19 protein-coding genes and 2 pseudogenes are annotated in these 19,614 nt (G+C 40.3%); 10 read left to right on the top strand and 11 right to left on the bottom strand.

Going from position 1 to position 19,614, the window contains the following annotated elements; translation table 11 throughout:
* Positions 1-84: 84 nt before the first annotated feature.
* A pseudogene (locus NIT79A3_RS01505) lies at positions 85-1,124 on the top strand (IS481 family transposase).
* A gap of 174 nt (positions 1,125-1,298) precedes the next feature.
* On the opposite strand, the pseudogene NIT79A3_RS01510 reads toward NIT79A3_RS01505, so the two are convergent.
* Positions 1,299-1,627 (bottom strand): annotated as a pseudogene (locus NIT79A3_RS01510) (transposase); the annotation flags it as partial.
* A 289-nt stretch (positions 1,628-1,916) separates the two neighbouring features.
* Here NIT79A3_RS01510 and NIT79A3_RS18490 point away from each other — a divergent pair.
* The 4 genes from NIT79A3_RS18490 to NIT79A3_RS01525 all read left to right on the top strand — a co-directional run bounded on the left by NIT79A3_RS18490 (position 1,917) and on the right by NIT79A3_RS01525 (position 3,726).
* Positions 1,917-2,081, top strand: a complete 165-nt coding sequence (locus NIT79A3_RS18490; protein WP_156796973.1) for a hypothetical protein — start codon at positions 1,917-1,919, stop codon at positions 2,079-2,081.
* 130 nt (positions 2,082-2,211) lie between these two features.
* A complete protein-coding gene (locus NIT79A3_RS01515; protein ID WP_013964501.1) occupies positions 2,212-2,598 on the top strand; it encodes a hypothetical protein in 387 nt (128 codons plus the stop codon).
* 211 nt (positions 2,599-2,809) lie between these two features.
* A complete protein-coding gene (locus NIT79A3_RS01520; protein ID WP_013964502.1) occupies positions 2,810-3,481 on the top strand; it encodes a hypothetical protein in 672 nt (223 codons plus the stop codon).
* Between the two features lie 50 nt (positions 3,482-3,531).
* Positions 3,532-3,726: a hypothetical protein gene (locus NIT79A3_RS01525; protein ID WP_013964503.1), complete on the top strand. Its 195-nt coding sequence runs from the start codon at positions 3,532-3,534 to the stop codon at positions 3,724-3,726.
* Positions 3,727-4,145: 419 nt separating this feature from the next.
* On the opposite strand, the gene NIT79A3_RS01530 is transcribed toward NIT79A3_RS01525, so the two are convergent.
* The 3 genes from NIT79A3_RS01530 to NIT79A3_RS01540 form a co-directional block, all read right to left on the bottom strand.
* Complete coding sequence (locus NIT79A3_RS01530; protein ID WP_013964504.1) at positions 4,146-5,948, bottom strand: response regulator; 1,803 nt, start codon at positions 5,946-5,948, stop codon at positions 4,146-4,148.
* A 20-nt stretch (positions 5,949-5,968) separates the two neighbouring features.
* Complete coding sequence (locus NIT79A3_RS01535) at positions 5,969-7,237, bottom strand: cache domain-containing protein (RefSeq protein ID WP_013964505.1); 1,269 nt, start codon at positions 7,235-7,237, stop codon at positions 5,969-5,971.
* 429 nt (positions 7,238-7,666) lie between these two features.
* Entirely contained in the window at positions 7,667-9,010 is a 1,344-nt protein-coding gene (locus NIT79A3_RS01540) for a dicarboxylate/amino acid:cation symporter (RefSeq protein ID WP_013964506.1), read from the bottom strand.
* Positions 9,011-9,279: 269 nt separating this feature from the next.
* Here NIT79A3_RS01540 and NIT79A3_RS19250 point away from each other — a divergent pair, with 269 nt between their 5' ends.
* Together NIT79A3_RS19250 and NIT79A3_RS01545 are read left to right on the top strand one after the other, a co-directional pair.
* Entirely contained in the window at positions 9,280-9,519 is a 240-nt protein-coding gene (locus NIT79A3_RS19250; RefSeq protein WP_348225779.1) for a phosphoenolpyruvate carboxylase, read from the top strand.
* Positions 9,503-10,183 (top strand): phosphoenolpyruvate carboxylase, encoded by a 681-nt coding sequence (locus tag NIT79A3_RS01545; RefSeq protein ID WP_041360052.1) that lies wholly within the window; start codon positions 9,503-9,505, stop codon positions 10,181-10,183. Before NIT79A3_RS19250 ends, NIT79A3_RS01545 begins: the two co-directional genes overlap by 17 nt.
* Before the next feature lie 132 nt (positions 10,184-10,315).
* On the opposite strand, the gene NIT79A3_RS01550 is transcribed toward NIT79A3_RS01545, so the two are convergent.
* Positions 10,316-10,948: a phosphoadenosine phosphosulfate reductase family protein gene (locus NIT79A3_RS01550; protein ID WP_013964507.1), complete on the bottom strand. Its 633-nt coding sequence runs from the start codon at positions 10,946-10,948 to the stop codon at positions 10,316-10,318.
* A gap of 189 nt (positions 10,949-11,137) precedes the next feature.
* Between NIT79A3_RS01550 and NIT79A3_RS01555 the strand changes: the two genes are divergently transcribed.
* The 3 genes from NIT79A3_RS01555 (at position 11,138) to NIT79A3_RS01565 (ending at position 12,451) form a co-directional block, all read left to right on the top strand.
* Entirely contained in the window at positions 11,138-11,740 is a 603-nt protein-coding gene (locus tag NIT79A3_RS01555; RefSeq protein WP_013964508.1) for a peroxiredoxin, read from the top strand.
* A gap of 66 nt (positions 11,741-11,806) precedes the next feature.
* Positions 11,807-11,974 carry a hypothetical protein gene (locus NIT79A3_RS18095; protein ID WP_198009378.1) on the top strand — a complete coding sequence of 56 codons (168 nt, stop codon included), beginning with the start codon at positions 11,807-11,809 and terminating at the stop codon, positions 11,972-11,974.
* A 105-nt stretch (positions 11,975-12,079) separates the two neighbouring features.
* Positions 12,080-12,451: a DUF393 domain-containing protein gene (locus tag NIT79A3_RS01565; RefSeq protein WP_041360054.1), complete on the top strand. Its 372-nt coding sequence runs from the start codon at positions 12,080-12,082 to the stop codon at positions 12,449-12,451.
* A 542-nt stretch (positions 12,452-12,993) separates the two neighbouring features.
* On the opposite strand, the gene NIT79A3_RS17655 is transcribed toward NIT79A3_RS01565, so the two are convergent.
* From NIT79A3_RS17655 to NIT79A3_RS01595, 6 genes are all read right to left on the bottom strand, one after another.
* A complete protein-coding gene (locus tag NIT79A3_RS17655; protein ID WP_013964511.1) occupies positions 12,994-14,265 on the bottom strand; it encodes an inovirus-type Gp2 protein in 1,272 nt (423 codons plus the stop codon).
* A gap of 469 nt (positions 14,266-14,734) precedes the next feature.
* The gene (locus NIT79A3_RS01575) at positions 14,735-15,004 is read right to left on the bottom strand and encodes an AlpA family phage regulatory protein (protein WP_013964512.1); all 270 of its coding nucleotides are present in this window, start codon (positions 15,002-15,004) and stop codon (positions 14,735-14,737) included.
* A gap of 840 nt (positions 15,005-15,844) precedes the next feature.
* Complete coding sequence (locus NIT79A3_RS01580) at positions 15,845-16,753, bottom strand: hypothetical protein (protein WP_013964513.1); 909 nt, start codon at positions 16,751-16,753, stop codon at positions 15,845-15,847.
* Positions 16,754-16,818: 65 nt separating this feature from the next.
* Complete coding sequence (locus tag NIT79A3_RS01585) at positions 16,819-17,826, bottom strand: lambda-exonuclease family protein (RefSeq protein ID WP_013964514.1); 1,008 nt, start codon at positions 17,824-17,826, stop codon at positions 16,819-16,821.
* Positions 17,827-17,937: 111 nt separating this feature from the next.
* Entirely contained in the window at positions 17,938-18,906 is a 969-nt protein-coding gene (locus NIT79A3_RS01590) for a DUF932 domain-containing protein (RefSeq protein WP_013964515.1), read from the bottom strand.
* Between the two features lie 147 nt (positions 18,907-19,053).
* Entirely contained in the window at positions 19,054-19,380 is a 327-nt protein-coding gene (locus tag NIT79A3_RS01595) for a membrane protein (RefSeq protein WP_013964516.1), read from the bottom strand.
* Between the last annotated feature and the right edge of the window lie 234 nt (positions 19,381-19,614).

Below are 19,614 nucleotides of genomic sequence, written 5' to 3' on the forward strand. Positions count from 1 at the left end.
TCGCGCGCTATTTGGTACCCTTTTACTCCGCCATTGACAGTGGGTGTTGAAATTTAAAATCAAACATAAATGGAGGTAACGCTCATGTTGCATACTAACAATCCAATCATTAAACATAAAGCAGGATTGCTCAATCTTGCCGAAGAACTCCAGAATGTCTCAAAAGCCTGCAAGATAATGGGAGTTTCGAGAGATACATTTTATCGCTACCAGGAATTAGTTGAGACAAACGGTCTGGAAGCATTGATCAATCAGGATCGTCGTGTTCCTAATTTTAAGAATCGGGTGGATGAAGCCACTGAACAGGCGGTGGTGGCCTATGCAGTAGAGTATCCAGCACATGGCCAGCATCGAACCAGCAACGAATTACGCAAAAGCGGTATTTATGTATCAGGTAGTGGCGTGCGCTCAATCTGGTTACGCCACCAGCTAGCAAACTTCAAAGATCGCCTTGCTGCACTGGAAACCAAGATCGCCAGTGAAGGCATCATTTTGAATGACGCACAAATCGCAGCATTGGAGAAAAAGAAACAGGATGATATTGCCAGCGGTGAAATAGAAACGATGCATCCTGGTTATTTGGGCGCACAGGATACCTTCTATGTGGGAAATCTAAAAGGTGTTGGTCGTATTTATCAGCAAACTTTTATTGATACTTACTCCAAGGTAGTGCATTGCAAGCTCTATACGGCCAAAACACCGATTACTGCAGCCGATATCCTAAATGACAAGGTACTGCCATTCTATGCGACACAGGGTTTACCCATGTTGCGGATATTAACGGACAGGGGTACGGAGTATTGCGGGCGGGTTGAACAGCATGATTACCAGCTATACCTGGCATCAATGATATCGACCATACCAAAACAAAAGCCATGTCACCCCAGACCAACGGTATCTGTGAGCGATTCCACAAAACCATCTTACAGGAATTCTATCAAGTGACTTTCCGCAAGAAGCTGTATCACGATTTGGAGTCACTGCAAAAGGACCTAGACAGCTGGATCGATTATTATAATAATGAAAGAACTCATCAGGGCAAAATCTGCAATGGAAAAACTCCTATGGAGACTTTGTTCAGTGGGAAAACGATTTGGAACAGCAAAAATCTGAACCAAATCTAATCTGACAGGCATCCAATCAATTCGGTAACTGTACGATCTGATCTGAGCTAGTACACCTGATGGTTGGTGCAAAAATTTTCCTCGGTAATCCCTATGATGGCCATATCCTTCGAGATCTTTGCAAAATCGCACAAATTTTTTTTTTTGAGTTGTCAATGGCGGAGTAAGAAGGATGGTCTTCTTCTTTTGGGTGATAAACGAATACTTCACTTCGTTTCTTTCGCAAAGAAGACCGCCACCTCCTTTAATATTTGTCGCTCAAGCTTTAATTGTTTGTTTTCTATCTTAAGCCGTCGAATTTCTTCCTGATCCGGCGTCAGTTTCCCATTACCTCGGAATGCCTGACCATTATTATCCGCCTGGCTTTCTTTGATCCATCGCCCAAGTATGTTAGCCCTAATTTCTAAGCTTCTAGCCGCTTCCGCTATCGTAAACCCCTGATCCAGTACCAGACTGACTGCATCCAGTTTGAATTCCTTTGTATATTGTTTCCTCGTTTCCATTTCTTCCTCCCATTAAGATTATTTTCTCTTAACTGGAGTGTCCGGATCTATTAGACCACGTCATAGTGATTGCATTATTCCCCCTCTCTTTGAATGATAAGCGATAGGCAATAAGTAGAACTACGCATTAGAGTTGCCAGCATGATTGCTTACAATGCATTCAGCTTGTACATGAATCTTGTATAAGCCCATGATTGTAACTCTATGAACTAATTACGAAGGAACCACTTAATGAAAAACCTATTTATCGTAGCCGCAGCTATAAGACTGACCTGGGAAAGTACAGTCCATGCACAAAGTTATTCTAATTACCACCAGCAATGCCGGTGGATTGGGATTATCCAGCTTTATTGAACCACAACAACAACCTTGGTTGTTTTCGTGCTCATCAAGTATTTATTTGATTCCACAAACAGACAACAAAATTTCAATCGTGGAATCTGGAATTGACTGAAAAAATTGGCGCACCGTCTGAGTTTATGTATTTATGTCGGTGCACTTTAATATTAGATGGAGATCAAAGTGTCCACTAGTCGGAAGGGTTCTTTTAACCTGAAACTTATTAATTTAGAAGAGGAATAGAAATGAAGATAAGTCATGCAGTGTCATTATTTATGGTTGCCATACTTACAGCCTGCACAACTGTGGGCAATAAACAAATGGAAAACCAGACCGAAGGCTCGATTTCACAATTTATTGTAAAAGGAAAAACAACAAAATTAGAAGTTACTGCACGTTTCGGAATTGCCACAAGCACCAGCTTTACTGATTCTGGGAATGAAATATGGAGGTACAATTACGCGCGCTCAACCCCCCATGCCATTAGTTTTATTCCATTTGTTCGCTTAGTTAGCAGCGGTGCTGACGTAGCCAAGAAAGAGTTGGTGATTATGTTCAATAAGGAACATGTTGTTTCTGAATATACAATGAAAGAATCAGAGGTAGTGGTCAAATCTGGAATGGCACATTGAAAACTATTACACGTCATTTATAACGTTTAAGCTTCAATGGGTTTCGAATTTTGTCGTGCACAAGGATAAAGCGCTGATAAATTGCCATAAACTTACTATTAAAGAGTATGAGTACGAATGGTTTGTCCAGTCCGCGTTATGTAACAGACTAGCTTGTAATGATGCTTTGGCTGTTTTGAAAAAATTAATCATTAAATTTAGGAGATAGATCATGAGCAATATATCTTTTGGTTCCTGGAGCTATTCAGTGACGCCATCTGCTAATACTGTCAATCTTAGTGTAAGTAATATACAGAATAATTCGTATTTTGATTCAACAGGAACTATAAAGCTTGAATTATGGCTAACGACTTCTCCTTGGAATGATTATGCTGCAAATATTGGTTATGAAATAGCGGTTGACCAATTAACTGGACCAACTAATGGCACTCTTGGCCCAAACCAATTTTTCAGCAATATAAATAACACTGTAAGTTATTTAAACCATCCTCCTGCTGGAGCATACTATGTAACTCTTGCAGTAACGGAGTACACAGGAAATAACTTATCTAGTGATAACGGCTACGTACTTGATGCAAAATCAACTGATTATAATAATATTTTTCAAGCATACTCCGATAATTCTATAAGTATTGTACCCGTCAATCCTTTTGAATCTAAGGATGATAGTGTATTTAATTGGGCAGAAAACCGTCTTCCTAGCTATTTTTCTGAACACCAACCGTCCCATAATATTTCTGGATATTACGCCAGAATGTACTCTGATGGATTCGCTGTAGGCGAAAAAGATGGCAATATATATGTTGCTTTCAGTGATGGTCCCATAGAACTCGTCGGATCAGTTGACAGTTACTACTCAGTAGCTAGCGCGGCAGGATTCTGAAATATCTACACGAGTGTATGTGCATTCAGCGAATAATAAAAGACTAGTTAATGCCACAGAACCGTAATCGTGCCTGTGTGCCGATTGATCGACAGCTTGGAATTGCGAGCTATCATTGTTTTACGCTCAACAATCCAGCATTGTTGAGCGCATACTCACTAAAAATCGTTTTCAAACTTAATAAGCTGACCAATTTTGGTGTGCCGGGTGGGCAAATCAACGATCAGTTGCGTAGGTATGACTAAGATTTGCTGATTTTCTTGGAGTCCGAAGTTTCATAAAATGAATAAACAACCACGTGACAAGACCGGGTATTAGAAAAGCTCAAGTTGACGCAGTTCTTCTTTTGGTTTATCTTGATTCTTTACATACCGCTCAACCACACCCCAATCCACTCTTTCCTCTACAGTTGCAACATAATAGCCATCCGTCTAAAACTCGCCACCCCACAGACCTCGTTCAAATCCGGCTTCCACTTAACCAATTCCCGCGCTGTTATGCCGCTGTTATGCTTTTGAACACCCTAACAATGTGACCTGATGCAATTTTCGGATGTGCCATACAAAGTATAGCGATCAGAATGCTGGTAAAAGTTGAATATCCAATTGAAGCAATGAGAAAGGATGGGATACACGTTATTTAATAGCGTTCTGAGTATGCTATTCTAACAATATATTTTAGTAGGATGTAAAGGTGCAAAAGCTTTAAAAGTAACTACTTCAGGCAAAAGTGTTAAATGAAAACCACCACCAATTTTTTTCATTAGCTGATCCAGCTCAGTAGCATCGGGATAACTACAGTTTATAGGAATTTTTTTTGTGGCGGTAATTAGCAGTGTAATCTCACTTGTGGAAGTATCAAATTGGATACATATATCAATTTTATCGGTCTGATGAGCACCTTGTCTTTCAATATATGACAGGATTTTACATCCAATATGCAATAACATTGACTTAGTCAAATCAGTAAGCTTTTCGTTAAATTCTTCAGTATCGCATTCTTCATATTTGTCAATATTTCTGACCTTCAATTTGACTGGGATCCTTTCATTTGCTCTTTCATATTTGATATATTTGTCAAACGCTTGCTCCAAAGAAACATGATCAGGAATTACTGGAAGAATGTCAGGTAGATTAACGAACTTTCTAATAGGTTTGTAATTTTCAGTCGCATAATTGACCAATTCTGTTCTACCGGCAAGGCCAAGAACTTTTATGATATTACAACAGTGCCTTTCTACAGTTCTAAGCGAAGCTTTCCAGACTATGATTTTGTCTAGTTCTGTTCTCAATTTTTTGATAACTTTATTATCAATTTTTTTATCCTTGAGTTGTTTGTCGAGTTCAGAACTATTACATTTGATGTAATCACTTAATTTCTCGGTGAGCTTCGTTAGGGATTCTGGATATAAGTATCCAGAATCCCTAACTTTATTAAGAAATTTGTCTGCATTTTTTTCAATAGTTTGCTTGTCCAGACTGGTTTCAATTTTTTGAATATTTTCATAGAATTCTATTACTATTTTGTCACCATAGTTTTCTTCATAAAATCTTTTAATTAGATGATCCTCTTTAAGAATATTTTTTTTATTGTACGACTCTTTTTCAATCTGTTCTTTAACCCATAGATCCACTTCATTAAATAAAAATTTAATCGCATCACTTCGGGACGGCAATTCGTCGACTAAAGAATACTCTGATTGCACAGTTTGATATTTCTGCTTATATTTATAGCCCAGTGACCTAACTGCTTTTCTGAATACAACAGCCTTTTCATTGACTGTAAGCCCAACTTCATTACTAAATTCTTCTAGAAGTTCTGATTTTCTTTTAATTGCCAATCTTAAGTAATATTGTATCTCCAAGTCATCTGGCCAAAAATTAAAATTATTGGATAACTCCAATGTATTGTTGGTTTTTTTAGATAGGTAGTCATAATTTTTCTTAAAATAATCCTCGATTTGATTATTAGTCCAGAAAATATCTGCAATGGTCTGATTCGTATTTCCATCAGCTAGTAATCTCATGATTTCTTCTTCCCGATCGGTCAATTTTTTGTGATTGATATCATCATTTAAATTTTTTCCGACTCTATTCATGATTTCGAGAGCAGTCAGATCCTTGTAAAAAATACCATCGGCGACTTCTTTCATCATTTCAATATTTCCAGTAAAGTAATAAGCAGTCCTGAAATAAAGCATTATTTTTGGATACCTTGTTCTAATTTTTCTCGCCAATCCAATTCCATCTGAATTACTTCCGGGTAATAAATAATCCATGAAAATCAATTCAATTCCTTCCTCACTATTAGCTAGAGTTTTTAAACAGTTTACTGCTTCTCTATCGTTAGCAGCTTCAGTGATATGAAAACTTGGATTAAGTTTTAACAATTTCTCTTTAAATTCTTGCCGCTCTCCCATTTGATCATCAACAATCAAGATATTTTTGAATATTAGATTTGTGTTCATTTTTTATGTTTCCTAGTAATTTATTTTCTTGGTGCAATAACTGTGATGACTGTTCCTTCGTTCGGTAACGAGGCAATCGTAAGTTTTCCACCAATGTCGGATATGATCGTTTTCATGAAATAGAGACCACTATCTTCCGGTGGCTGTATATTAGTTAAGTCAAACCCCGTGCCATTATCTTGGATAATCAACTTGATGCTAGTTGGTTCACCTAGAAGATATATCGTGACCTTTTCCGCTGCTGCGAATCTCTCGATATTATTGAGCGCTTCTTCAACAATATTACACAGAGCGTCAATCGTACTATCCAATAAATCTGTTTCGTTGCCTTCGCATTTCAAATCAATAAATAATCGATTTGTGAAACTTGCTGCAATCTCCCGCACTCTATCAAACAGTGCGTTTATATCCCTTTTTCTGCCCATTAAAATTCTCACTTCCCGCAGTGTTTCATATAACTCTGACAATATATCTTTGGTAGCAGAGACATCTGGCGTTTTATTTTCCTTTAGGGATCGAATAATGCGAGAGAGCCGATGACAAATTTTATTATGCAAATTTACTGTAAAGGAAAATCGTGCCAGGGCTTCACCAACACGTTTTTGTTGCCAACCGATTATTATTAAACCGAGAAGGGCGGTAATGATCAGCAATGACACGGACTCAAAAATATGCTGAGATAACTGTTTGTGAATCTTATCTAATACATTATCGACATTGTCAAGATACAACCCCGTGCCAATTACTGTGGATTGAAATTCAGGTATTGCTACTACATAGGCAAGTTTAGGAGTAATTACTTCATTGGAAGGTTTTATGGCAGTGTAATTGACAAAACCCCTTCCATTTTTTTTAGCAACATCAATTAATTCCTTAATATGATGTTTTCCGCTTGCATCGGTACGGTCTATTTCATTTTTTCCTACTCTTTCAGGCTGATTCGGTTGAAGTAAATTGACAGCTTCATTGATACCATCCCCGGTATAAGCAAAGAAATATCCGTCCATGCCCCCATCAAAATTTAGTTTTGCAAGAATCCTCATAGCTTCTTCTCGAGCTTCTATTGGATCTAATTCGGCTGAATAAAGATGCTCAATTGAGATCTCTGCTAGTCTCATATAGTTTATGAGTTCATTTTGCTTACTTGCAAGATAAGCAGTCTTAATCACTTCGTCTTGTTGCTGCCGTAATTGTTTTGTTTGATGTACCGCCATCAAAATTATGATGAAAATTATTGCAGCAAAAGATAAAACGGCGAAGATTAGTTTTGAGTTTCTTTTTTCTTTCATAATAGAAGCCTCTTTCTTGATAGGATTTATGTTATTCCCGTTCCAGAAGGTCATTGTCTCTGTATTGCAATATCTAATCAGTAGGTACTTCTACGTATTTATTTCGTTGCCGTTCTTCTTTCAAAAATCTCGCCCCTTTTTCATCTGTTATTAACACTGTGGCATCGTTAGGAGTGCTGCTGATAGGCATGTTATGGGTATCAGTTCCCCCTCCTTATATGGCACTGCCTGTAAGCATTTTCTAGAAATTCTGTAGAAACAGAGATAATATTATTCTTTTTTATTTCTCCTTCCGCTTTTTATTGGAAATTGAATCCCCTTTGAGAAGAAAACAAAGGGATTCAACCCTTAGGAAACAATAAAGTTTGTGCAGAACATCGGTTATGATTGATACTTTAATCTGCCTTTTGCTACTATAGAAACTCTGAATCAGTCCTTATGATTGGGATCAAGTTTTAGTGCCAATTCAGCATCAAGCACTTTCTCATTGGCCGCAGCATCGGCCTCTGACAACAGCTCACCTTCCCATTTGGCAACGACGGCGGTAGCTATAGAATTCCCTACTGCATTAGTGGCCGAGCGCCCAGAATCTAAAAACGCGTCGATCGCGACTATAAGCAAGAGACCTGCTTCGGGAATATTGAAGTGACCAAGAGTTGCAGCTATAACCACGAGCGAAGCCCTTGGAACACCTGCCATGCCCTTGCTTGTTAGCATAAGGATTCCCATCATTGTTAACTGTGTGGCGATTGGGATTTGGATTTCATACGCTTGTGCAATAAAAAGCGTAGCAAAGGTGCAATAAACCATACTTCCATCAAGGTTAAATGAATAGCCTATCGGCATCACAAAACTGGAAATCTTTCTCTTAACACCGAAGCGGTCCAGCGCGCTGAGAATCTTCGGATAAGCGGCTTCTGAGCTTGCTGTCGCGAAAGATAACAGAAAGGCTTCTCTGATCAGTTTCAGTAATTTTATTATGCGTGGCCCCAAGAAAATGAAACCAGCCAGTACGAGTAAGCACAACAGGATTAGTAGAGAGCCATAAAATCCGACCATGAATATAGCGAATTTCGTCAATATTCCCAATCCATTAGTAGCAACAGTGGCGGCCATCGCTGCAAACACAGCAGCCGGTGCCAGCTTCATGACATAGCCTGTAATTTTTAGCATTACATGACTTAATTCGTCAATTGCTTTAGTTAAGGTTTTCCCGATATCTCCTAAAGTTGCCAACGCTACCCCGAAAAACATAGAGAAGACAACTATTTGTAAAATCTCATTATTCGCCATCGCCTCAACAAATGATTTTGGCACGAGATGAGTTACAAAATTTTTCAACGTAAATGATGAGGTTTGTACACTGGCTACCGCATCGGTACTTGGCAGAGGTATTCCAAGGTTATGCCCTGGTTGTAAAAGATTTGCCATAAACAAGCCAAGTAACAATGACACTACCGAAGCAATTGCAAACCAGCCGAAAGCCTTAAAAAAAACTTGACCGACTGATTTCGCATCACCCATGTGTGCAATACCGACGACTAAAGTGGAGAATACTAATGGGCCAATTATCATCTTGATAAGACGAAGAAAAACATCAGAAACCAAAGAAATATATTCTGAAATCTCCGTTGCTTCTTCAGTAGAATAATTTAAGAAAACTATGTAACCGATACCGATTCCCAATACCATGGCGATTAGAATATCTATCCATTGGGGGCGTTTTTTTTTCAATACTTGCCGTGGCCTTTCTGCTTGAATGTCTGTAATCATATTTTTCTCCAATAAAAAATTAAATTGTCTAGTTCGAGTACCGGTTCTGAATACCTATCAGGTGCGGTACATAAGCCATACTGTTCTAAAATATGACGATTGCATGATATGGATTCCCAGCAGAAGACTATATAAGTAGTTATACCTGAAATAAACTTATTATTTATCAATGAATTGTATTACTGGTTGAGAAGAAGCCCTGCGGCGTACTATCCTGACATTATGGCAAACACACACCGTCCGTCTACAAAGCCAGCAGTTGTTGATGAATTAATAATGGATTATTTGAAGAATTATTATCGAAACATAACGTTGGAGATGGAATACATGAGATTCCGTCTTTATTTGAAACCATCAATGATTTGCTCCGTAGCAGTGAGATAATGAACAATCTTTTCAGCCAACCAATGTATCGAGAATTATTAGCCTCGCGACAACACACGCAGGAAGTAATGCTTGGTTATTCTGACAGCAATAAGGAGGCCGGCTGCAATGGAAGAACTCTCTGAGATTGCTTACACAGCATATCGAAAGCTTGTATATGAAACTCCTGGCTTCGAGGATTATTTTTGGCAATCTACGGTTATTTCTGAAATTAGTGAGCTCAACATTGGTAGTCGACCCGCTTCCCGTACCAACTCGCGACGAATAGAAGACTTGCGTGCGATACCGTGGGTATTTAGTTGGTCGCAATGTCGACTGATGCTGCCAGCTTGGTATGGATTTGGCTGTGCAATTGAGACTTGGAATATGTTGCACCCCAACACTGGATTAGTATTACTACAAGAGATGTATCGTGAATGGCCATTTTTCCATACGCTACTCTCAAATATGGATATGGTTATGGCGAAAAGTGACATTGCTATCGCCTCACGCTATGCAGACTTAGTTAATGACGAGAAACTGCGTCAACAAATTTTTCCACAAATTGAAAAAGAATGGCAAGCCGCGTTTAATGCAATACTTGCCATTACAGGACAAACCACTTTGCTTGAGAATAGTCCTGTTCTGGCGAGGATGATTCATTACCGCCTTGCTTATCTTGATCCCCTTAACCATCTGCAACTTGAACTAATGAAGCGATATCGAAGCGGGCAACAAGATGATTGGATTAAACATGGAATTTATCTAAGCATTAATGGAATTGCTGCTGGATTACGCAATAGTGGCTAATTCATTTTACTAAAGTTAGTTATAACAGACCACTTAATGGTTATGCAGCGAGAGAATCTGTTCGTTAAGTATGCACTTTAATGTAATAAATTAAGCCCATGCTCAAAACTGAATTTGATAGCACAAGCTTACTCATTTAACATGAATCCCGCATTCGCGCTTCTCGTCCGCTTTTGCGGGATCGAAGTAATCCCACTCATTAGGCAGGTTATGTTGTTCCAGATAATTTTCCATGTCGGCATCCGTCCAGTAAAAGACAGGGCTGATTTTGATTGTGTTATAAGTCAAATCCTCGGAAATGATATCCAGTCTGGCGCGTTGCGGATTTTGTACTTTGCGTAATGCAGTGAACCATACTGTGGGTGCAAGTTCCTCCATACCACGTTGAAAGGGCTCTAATTTCATCATCGCGCTGAATTTCTTCAGCTCAGTCTCATCGTCAATGTCTGGAATGGGGCCATAAATTGCATCACGATAGGCTGCCGTTAGCTTGGGTACATAGATTTTGAGATTGAGATGGAGCATATCGCGGAGCTTCTCGGCATACCGGTAAGTGGCTGCCCGATTGTAACCGTGATCTACCCAAAGCACGGGAATATCCGGTTGCACCTGAACGCAGTGATGCAGAACAACTGCTTCAAAAGGACGGAAATTCGTTGACACTATGGCATGACCGTTTGCCCGTTCAATGCCCCACCGCACTACTTCTAGCGGAGATTCATTTTTTAACACCGCATTGTAAGCTGCAATTTGATTATTTGTCATTTCTATTACTTCAGATCTTTCATGCAAAAACCTTGTCAAATTCTTTGCTTGTATCGTTACACAGTCATGTTGAACATCATTCTAAAAAAGCAAAAAGAAAGGTTACTTTCTTGTCTTCATGCTTGTAATTATGTAATTAGATTTACTCAATACTCAAAGATTCCTTAACATAACCAGAATGGAGAAATAATGTCTACACTCGTCACGCATCTTGCTCCCGATTTTACTAAACCTGCTGTTTTGCCTAATGGTAGTTTTGATGAAAATTTCAATTTTCATGTCCATATTCGTGACAAATATGCGGTATTGTTTTTCTATCCGCTTGATTTTACGTTTGTCTGTCCATCGGAAATCATCGCACACTCCCACAGGGCGAAAGATTTCCAGCAGCGTAATGTCGAAGTCATCGGCGTATCCGTAGATTCTCATTTTACCCATCACGCTTGGCGTAATACACCGATAACTCAAGGTGGTATCGGCCCGATCGATATCACGCTGGTATCAGATCTGGGCGGTGAAGTGATGCACGCGTATGGAGTCAGCCATGCGAATCATGTTGCGTTGCGTGGTTCTTTCTTGATCGACAAAAAAGGTGTCGTACGCCACCAAGTAGTCAATGATCTGCCACTTGGGCGCGATGTCGACGAGATGTTACGAATGGTCGATGCGCTGCAATTCTTTGAAGAACGTGGTGAACTTTGCCCGGCCGGTTGGAAAACTGGAGAACCTGGTATGAAGGCAAGTCCTGAAGGGGTCGCAGATTATCTCAGTCATCACGCGGATAAATTGTAAATTAGAAATAACTGCTTCATTGTCGCGTTATCAACGCACGCGGTTTAATAGTGGAAATGGAACTGCATGCTGATTGTGGGTGGTTTATATGGTTTAGGGATATTCACTATTAACATGTACGGTTTTGTCATCATTTTCCCATGGTTTGTCGAAACGCGGGATTGGATTACGGTGATTGCCCACTTAGCATTCGGTGTTTCTGCAGCAGGTGTGTATAAGGTTTCATCCAAATAGTAGTGCAATAACGCTATTGATTGTTGGTTCAGGCTGTGTAGGTGCGATTCCAATTTCTACACAGTCATTGACGGCTGTTTTTGTACCTGATCGAAGGGATTAATGATGAGCGAAGAAAAGAAAAAAATCACCGTCTATTATGATGGCTCATGCTCCAGTTGTATCAAGGATCGAGAAAACTATGAGAAATTGGCGGGAAAAGGAGGGGAAGATGTATGCTGGTTCGATATCACCGGGCAGAACGCCCATCTGCGCGATATCGGTATTGATCCTCACAAGGCCTTGTCTGAGCTGCATGTTCGCGATGAGCAGCAGCGGATAGTTTCGGAACTAGATGCCTATATTCTGCTGATGTCTCGGGTATCCCTACTAAAACCGTTGGCTTGGTTAATTGGTCTGCCAGTGATTCGGCCATTATTGTCGTCACTCTACCATTGGATTGTTAATCGACGTTTAAAAAAAAGCGGACGTTTGTAGATGGACGAAAAGTTATATTTCCAGGACGAAGACGGTGCTGAGCTCGCATATCGATGTCAATCAGCATTAGAAATTTACCACTTACTATTGTTACTAGGAATAAAATAATTAAGTAATTAAGTAATTAAGTAATTAAGTAATTAATATTTATAATCAATTATAAGTTTATCCTGAAAAAATCTGACGCTATTCGCTGGTAAATCTCAAATGCTAATCAACATCGCTATTGCAAGAAACGCTAGTAATACGGCTGAATACTTTAAATTACCGGCTAATCGTGTCCTTGATTAGGTTACACATATTAAATTAATTATTTTTAATTGGCTCCCCGACTAGGGCTAGGACCTGAAGCGGATTAACAGTTTCAAGTGCTCAAGCTAAAAACATTCTCTTATCAGACACCATAAATTAATAATCATTGTTTCTTTTTTATCAAGGGTTAAATCTTCGGTAACTCCCCGGCAGAACCGGGGAATTCCTATCATTAATAATCCATTACGAAACGACCTTTAAAATCGATAGCATTAGGTTCTGGAAGAAAATCAAATTGCGAGATTAATTTTTTGCAATATCGAAGATGCCGATTGATGCGGGTTATATCCTTTTGAAACTGCCTGGGTTTTCTCGATAACACTGGATAACATAGGATTTTGCTCTATATTTCTTGGTCTTCCTCGCTTAGGACCAATCATTTTAGGCATTACACCTCTCCGAAGCAGCTTTGTCTTTGGATCTGCAATAGGTCTAATAAATTGCTCCACTTTGCAAAAATAATTTATTATGTAGCACAGCCAATAGATCGCCGCTTCATCGTGGGCGTGAATTTCACCTATACCTAAAATCCCTAAAGCTTCGTACTCCTTTTTTTGGGCATTGCCATTCCAATAATGACCTTTTCCGCCTGTGATCTCATTGACCCAATATTCCCCGATTGATTGTGCCAAATAAACATCAGCATTGGATTGCCGCTCCGATGTAAAGAACAGTAATACATGGATGTGCAAGCCTTTACTCAGCCCATACTCTATTTTCTCGATGTACCCAAGTAACCCCTTAAATAGCTTCGGTTTGTGACGCATATTCCTATGAAAATGCTCAAGGTCTTTAATTGCATCTTTAATGCTCACCTGAATGCCTTCTAGATAAGATAGATCGATCCTTACGACAATAACTGGAGTTCTTGCAGTAAAAAGACTCACAGCATATTTGCAATATTCTTTTGAATTACGTTCTGCCGCTTTCCTTGCCTCGAGAATTTTTCTTCTTGTTTTAGGTTCTCGTAGCCTCAAGTATAAATCTTTAACAAAATCATTTATGAACACTCGAATTTGTTCACATACCGACTCGTCGTATAACTCATAACAACGATAATGATTCTCGCAAAAATCTCTGAAAAAGGGATCGCTAAACCAGAAATTACGGTCTCTGCAAACCGCTCTAAAAATATCAACTTGTATGCTATAGGAGCATTCTCTTGGAAGCTCGCTGATTTGGAAGACAAATTTCGGAAGGAATCTCACAAAAAACCCTTTCCATGAGTTACTAAATTTACAATATCGAATGTTGGCTTTTGTGAGTTCCTCTGAGTCCTTACTTTTTGTTAAAATAGGTTTCTTGATTATTTCGTGACAACTCCCTTTTTCCGCTAATATGTCCAAATGAGTTTCCCATGATCGCGCTCCCGCTGCATACTCAAAATTAGCCTGATTAGGCTGTGGTATACCGCTTTCCTCAGAAGTACGAGCAAGTAATTCGATAAAACCTTTACTTACAATATCTAACTCCTCAGGACTTAATCTCTTAGATATTTTCATAGCTATCTCCATTCAATTGGAATTACGATAGCGCTTGGAGTATTTCCTGGCATTTAAGAATCGATATAAAAACTTGTTGATTTCCTATCTTTCCATATTGATGAATAGATAATCTGGATTTGCAATACTCTCTATACCAAGCTTAGTTTATTAGTTTGAGTTTATCTTGCATCTCTGCAACCAATCTATTACCAAATAAGTTATAAAAATAATATGAAATAGAAACTCATCTATCTATCTATCTATATATCTATATATCTATCTATATTTTATTATCTATATAACTTTAATATATCTATCATTATCTTTATTCTTATATTATATTTATAATAATCTCTCTAATATAATAATATATAATGCATAATCTTTTGCCTCAAAAATCTCCAAGCACTCCAGTGTTTTTAGTTATCAATTTTCCTTAAGAACAAGGCAAAATCAGAATTGATGGATATGTACAAAGTTATCCCCTTCAGCTTTTTCTCTGGCAGATAGATTTAACGGTCACTTCTTTCTCTGCTCGCGCCTGAATACGTGATTCGATCCATTGGTTTGTTTCTGCAAGTAACCAAGCTACTGCACCGCGAGTTTCCGAAGAAAGTGGAACGGGTTTAGGAAAAAGCTCATCAAAATACTTCGATTTTGGATTTATCTTTAGGTAGACGGAGCTTCTGCTCAATCCTGTAAGCCGGGTGAGTTCAGGTAACCGGATAAAGGTATTATTTGGATTATTTTCAGTCATAGTACGTCTCCACATCACAAGGCCGTGAGCGAATGATCGATGCGATACAATAAGCTCAAATGCCAAAATTTAAATTAAAGTTTGGTTTTAAAATACTGAACTACAGGTATGGGGCATTGTAAATTTCTGCAGTGAGTAGCAGAGTTACCATGCTGAGTATAGAAAGCGACTTTAGCAAAACACTTTGGTCACTTATGCCAAATCATAAACACATGATTGGCATTTTTATATTGAATACGCTCACGATTTTTATTATCACGGCGCTTCGGTATGAAACAATCGTTAAATTTTATTAGACGATCGTTAAGAAGAAATGAGGTAAAACAGATTTAACACTTATATCATAAGAAAATTCACTGAAATAAACAGTGTCAATCTTATGATAAAAATTAGTCCTTCGTCAAGTCCTCCTTTATAGATTTGTAAGCAGAAAATTGTAAAAAAAATTCAAGCATAAACTGCTCGCATTTTTTCTCCGCATTATCCTTTTAACCTGCAACTAAATAAAAATTAATTTCTTTCTCCACAGAAAATTATCAAATTAGATCTTATTTTCCTTTTGAATTAATTTAAATCGATTATTTTCTGAAGCAGAAAAATTACTTAATAAACAATATTTATGGGAAAACTATGTACATCCATTCAGACAAAAGTGAGCCAACTATGTACATCTCTTTCTTTTTGCAAATTCCGATCAAATTAGTACATTTTTCCATTATGCGGTGAATATAAGAACGGTATTCGGATCTGGTTAGTTTCATGCTGCCGTTGATGCAATTCCAACATCGGATGCTATTCATCCGATGTTGCTCTATTAATAAGTAGTGCTCTTCGTTTGTTTTAACACTGCACAGATTCCCCAGATAACTTGAGTTGCTCCACTTTTTTATCTAATTTGGTTATCAAATCGCTCTTGTTTTCCAATTTACCCTGATCATCTGCGGGAGTGTCATCAGAAAAAAACTCTTCAACCACAGCACTACCCTCCTCCTCAGAATCCTCGAAGGCCCCATTATCAAACCCCAATCTAGCAGCTTCATCCAAGGCGGATTGAACAAAACCTGCTGTTTTTCGATCATCAGCTAACGCCCTGGCTTTGGCAATGGATTCAGCTATCGTCATGCCCGTCCTGATAGTTAAATCAACGTAATAAATCGGTGCTCGATGCGATTGAGTAGTCGATTTACCGCGCAGGCGAAGCTCCAATGGTAACGTGGAAAGTAAACCACCCGATGCCGCAGCAAAATACCGCAATCTGGTTGAAAGTGTTCTGATGCTGTTAAATCCAGTGGTGCGAAACACAAAACTTCCCAATTCATCCTCATCGTCGATACGAACGTTCAATCGGCCATAAGGTTTGCAGTTGCCGCCCTTGGCTAATTCACAAGACTCAGGAGCTGGACAGTTGAAAGATTGGATGCCAGTCTTGGTTGCCCGTCGGCATGTTTCACCATTGCCAACACAAACGGGTCTGCCGGTTTGCCGATCGAATAAAGTGTAATTGGCGCGCAAATTGAGATCCGGATCGTTAAATAGCAATCTGACTGGTATGTTGCGTAACTTGTTGCCATGCTCTTTACGCAAGGTTTCATTCAAAGGGTGATTGATCCAGCCATCCTTGTTTTGTATTTGGCTGGTAATCGTAAATTCATCATCCTTTTCAGGAAGCCGTTTACCATTCTTTTCTACGATCTTCCCGATGGTGATCCGGCCAATCACCGGGGGTGTTAATGCAAGTCCTTTGAGCATAGTAGTTCCTTTGGAGTGTTATTTTTGTTAATGAGGAGTAAGTAGTTCTGTTTAGAAAATGCCAGTCATGTCGATGCATTTACCAGAAAACGCCTTGAACCAGGCTTGGTAAGGCAATAGCGTTGTCGCAAATCGGGATGATCTTTGAGTAGTTGCTCAATATCCAGATCTGTTTTGTCTTTGCTGCGTTTCCAGGTCACTTCGCCGGTTTCAAATAGCGCTTTTGTCATGTCTCCCAAGCGTTGTTGGATGCGTTGCTTTAATTGGGATTCGAGTTGGCTTTGACTGGCGAGTAATTGCCGAACTGCCAGCAAATCCGAGAATGCCTGCGACATTTCCGAATCACGGCTTAAATCGAGCGTTTTTCCGTTATCTTGCGGATACAGGCAACGCAATGCCACATCAGCAGAATCCGAACCATCGGCAGGCGGTGCTTGATCAAGTTCTACAAAACGCCAGAATTGCCGTTCCAGCTCTATCAAACGTTCGATCATCGTCTCATCCCGATCAATGCGGTGTACTTGCAGCTCTTGGCCGCAAATCAGCACCGCAACATCAGCAGCTTGTTTGCCAGTGACCGCCAGTTGGTGCATGACCTGGAGCTGAACATATTCCGGCACACCTTCTTTCCAGAGCCGTACTCCATTTATTCCGGTAGTTTTGCATTCCAGTATTTGCACATCCGCTGCGCCGATCACTTCCCGGTCTATATTGGCCAGCATCCATGGCTCAATGGGATGCTGCAATACGGCATTGATGCGTCTGACCTTGTTGCCGGTACGCTTGGTGTAATGGGCTGCAACAAAAGGCTCCAATAGAATTCCCCAGTACATCGGGCTAGATTCGTCGTTGGGATCTGTTTTCGGCAGATTGTCATCGCGGCCAGTTTTTTCAAGCCACAATTCAAGCTGGGATTTATAAGGATTAAGACCAACAGCCGCAGCAGCATCGGAACTGCCGATACCGCTTTTTCGAACTGTTAGCCATTGATCCCGGTTGAGATCATTGGTTCTGACGAGTTTCAAAGCAGGCTGAAGCCTCGTTCGCTTTTCAGTGTTAAGAGAATTGCTCATGGTTTTTCCTGTTCGGTAGTTTTTCGTTTCAAAATGAAAAAAACCCAGCCAATGCAATATTGGATGGGTTGTAAGAGAGAGTAATGCCAGATGAATTAACAGATAGGGCGTTCAGTCAACCAGTTGCAGAGCATAATCAAGAGCACGTTGTTTGAGACTCGCACCTTGGCCGAACCATGCGCTATCGAGTCTGTGCCCTTGGCTTCTAGCTCTTTTTTCATGATCTACAAACTCGGTGACTGAGCATAGCAATCCCCAAGCCGTGCCGTTAGCAGCTGACAATTGCGCACCTCTGCCGTGACCCTCATACAGCGATTGCACGGTTTTTAATGCGCGTTCATTTTTGAGACCAGAGGTTTGATCGTCATGATTGCCGGTTTGGCATAGGACTTTGAGGAAGTAATTCAGCGATTCATGGCTTTTGACTTTGCGTTCAGACAAGGTTTTCATGCGGTACATGAAGCTGTCCCACTGTGATACAGCGATGCCCAGCTGTTTTTTGACGGCTTGCGCATCGAAGCTGGTGCTATGCGGCACTTTGATGGCGCTGCTGGCGCCATTTAACGCGATGGATAATGTGTTGTTGCACACCACGCGGATCGTGGTCGGTGTTGCGGTAGTGGCCAGTGTGCCATCGCAGGATGTGGCAAGCAAGATGTAGCCATTGACAACATCATCGCCTTTGAGCTTCGCTTCTTTGCCAGTTCGTGCCAAGGCCCAGAATTTCTTGCCTTCTTTGAGAACTCCCGCTGTTTCAAGTTCGAAACCGGATACTTCCGTGAGATCACGATAAAACTCCAGAATTGTCATAGGTTGAACGACTTGATAGCGTTCACTGACCACGGATAATGGTGCTTTGGTATCGCTGCGATACAGCACCTTTTGTTCGTCAAACGACCTCAATGAACCGAGTGAGCCGATTTGCTCCGTCATGTAGCGCACTGGCGCTTCACAGATGCTCCAATCCATCCCGGCTTTCTCTGCCCAGACTTCAATCGGTTGTTTGGCGGGTAATTGATTGCCCAGTTGGTGCCAAGGTGTTGCGCCTGTATAGGCCATGTTTTGAACGAGATGTGACATAGTGTTTTTCCTTATGTGTAAGTGTAAAAATGCACGTGAATAGGCCATCGCGTATAAGTGAGCGACAGACCGATGCATGCGTGGATGTGAAAAAGAGAGAAAAAGAGAATAAAAGAAAATAAAAGAGGTGTACCGAAAGATTCAGCGTCAATCTATCCTGAAGACATGCTCGCATTGCATGCACTCGTAGTTATCCAGCACCCGGTCATCAATCATTTCGCCGACCTTGGCACCGGCGATGCCACCGGAGGTGCCGCCGATCATGGCACCCACCATCGCACCGGCGAATCGACCCAGGAAAGTACCGGTTTGACCAAAGAAGGCACCGGCTTCCGCGCCGATTTTGGCACCTTTGAGTGCATTCGAAGCGCCTTGAGCGCCGCCAGCGACGATACCGATGCCACAGCAGACTTTCTTGCCCATATTACGGGCTATGATCAGGGTGGAGCTGCATTTGGGGCATTGAATAGCCATAGAAAACTCCTTAAAAAATAATAAAGAAATGAGCGTCAGCGATGCTCAGCGTGAATAACTACTTGTAAAACCAGCCTAGCGTTTGATAAATGGACGGTATAAACCCCTATCTGAGCCGGATACGTACGTGACCAACCCTGATAGAAGTTATTTAGAAAAAATAGGGAGAAGAATCGTGAAACTAGCGGAAATGCTGGGGAACGAAACAGAGAAACTATGTGTAATAGCGGAATT

The sequence above is a fragment of the Nitrosomonas sp. Is79A3 genome, assembly GCF_000219585.1.
Classification (GTDB): Bacteria; Pseudomonadota; Gammaproteobacteria; order Burkholderiales; family Nitrosomonadaceae; genus Nitrosomonas.